The sequence below is a fragment of the Methylovulum psychrotolerans genome, assembly GCF_002923755.1.
GTDB lineage: Bacteria > Pseudomonadota > Gammaproteobacteria > Methylococcales > Methylomonadaceae > Methylovulum > Methylovulum psychrotolerans.
On the sequence record NZ_PGFZ01000090.1, the window covers coordinates 1 to 569 of the forward strand.

A 569-nucleotide genomic window follows, 5' to 3' on the forward strand; every position below is an offset into this window, starting at 1 on the left:
TACGATGTGATTGTAATAGATAGCGCACCAGGAACTACCCTACTCTCGTATAATTTAATGGCTGCTTGTAAAACTATTCTAGCAGTAGCTTGGCTTGATAGAGAGTCTTTAAAAGCGATGAACTTACTTTTTAGCAATTTGCTTGAAATAAATCATGTTTACCCTGAAAAAAATCTAGATGTGGAAATTGTTGCTAACGGGTATCATCCATCTTACAGGCATTGTAAGGAAGCTTTAGCAATTCTTGCCGAATCATACAAAAATGCTATGAATGAAAATGTCATACCCCATTATAGTGGGTTTGTGCGCCAGCAATCTTTTTTAACTGAGGAATCGAAAGGGCCTTTAGTAGAACAAGATCCTACTTCTATTGGAGGAAGGGTTATATTAGATTTGGCAAAAAGTCTATTAACCCGTTATGAAATTACACTCCTTGGATTTAGTGAAAATATTAAACCACTTTTAAGGTAGCAGAACCGTGAAAAAAAATGGCATGAAAATTAGTAACTTGCTTAGAGCTAATGGCTTTCCAAATGCAGATCAGTCCATCGTGGAACGTATGCCGCAAT

Annotated in this window: 1 protein-coding gene; it reads left to right on the forward strand. The window is 36.6% G+C overall.

Features of this window, described 5'->3' with window-relative positions; all coding sequences use genetic code 11:
• A partial coding sequence (locus tag AADEFJLK_RS23740; RefSeq protein ID WP_170065259.1) for a ParA family protein occupies positions 1-471 on the forward strand: 471 nt, incomplete at its 5' end.
• Between the last annotated feature and the right edge of the window lie 98 nt (positions 472-569).